Source organism: Streptomyces millisiae, assembly GCF_031845425.1.
Taxonomy (GTDB): Bacteria; Actinomycetota; Actinomycetes; order Streptomycetales; family Streptomycetaceae; genus Streptomyces; species Streptomyces millisiae.
On sequence record NZ_JAVREM010000242.1, the window covers coordinates 1 to 476 of the forward strand.

The following is a 476-nucleotide window of genomic DNA, read 5'->3' on the forward strand; positions in this document are numbered from 1 at the left end:
TCGACGCCTGGTCCCGCAACGGCATGAGCCTGGGCACCTTCAACTACCAGATCCTCGCCACCGAGGGCTACCAGAGCAGCGGCAACTCGAACATCACCGTGAGCGACTCGGGCACCGGCGGTGGCGGCGGCGGGGGAGGTGGCGGTGGTGGTACCGGCTGCACCGCGACCGTCACCGCGGGTCAGCAGTGGAGCGACCGGTACAACCTGAACGTCGCGGTGACCGGTTCGAGCAACTGGACCGTCACCATGAACGTGCCGTCACCGGAGAAGATCCTCTCCACCTGGAACATCGCGGCCACGTATCCGAGCGCGCAGGTCCTCACCGCGAAACCCAACGGGAACGGCAACAACTGGGGCGTCACCGTCCAGTCCAACGGCACCTGGACCTGGCCCACCGTCAGTTGCAGCGCGGCCTGACCACCGGCCCCGAGACAGTCAGAGAGGTCAGCATGCGCATCTCACCCGGGCGGCCGC

General features: G+C 67.6%; 1 protein-coding gene. It reads left to right on the top strand.

Going from position 1 to position 476, the window contains the following annotated elements; translation table 11 throughout:
- On the top strand, nt 1-419 hold a 419-nt coding region (locus RNC47_RS36465; RefSeq protein WP_311605160.1), incomplete at its 5' end, for a glycoside hydrolase family 11 protein.
- Between the last annotated feature and the right edge of the window lie 57 nt (nt 420-476).